Origin of the sequence: Bacillus cereus group sp. N6 (assembly GCF_016483705.1) — a bacterium.
GTDB classification, from domain to species: Bacteria; Bacillota; Bacilli; order Bacillales; family Bacillaceae_G; genus Bacillus_A; species Bacillus_A wiedmannii.
This window is the reverse complement of sequence record NZ_JAEHBI010000322.1, coordinates 1-241: the sequence shown is the minus strand read 5'-3', so window position 1 is coordinate 241 and position 241 is coordinate 1. Positions and strand designations below refer to the sequence as shown.

The following is a 241-nucleotide window of genomic DNA, read 5'->3' as shown; positions in this document are numbered from 1 at the left end:
CTTCCAGGAATGAATTCTAAACTAGGGGCCGGAACATCGATAAACTGCACATTCGTCGCTAATACCGTTCCCGGATTTGTAACTTGCACACGAAAAGTTAACGTATCCCCTAATTGTGTTGCTTGCTTATTTACGGATTTTATAACATTAAATCACCCTCTATTTACCCTAGATATTGTCGTATTACTCGGTTCATTTACTACAAACGGCGGCTCTCCTGGTACTAAAGTAAAGCTTCCTG

At 40.7% G+C, this 241-nt stretch carries 1 pseudogene; it reads right to left on the bottom strand.

The window, feature by feature from the left end:
- Window positions 1–241, bottom strand: a pseudogene (locus tag JDS99_RS31465) (DUF11 domain-containing protein); the annotation flags it as partial.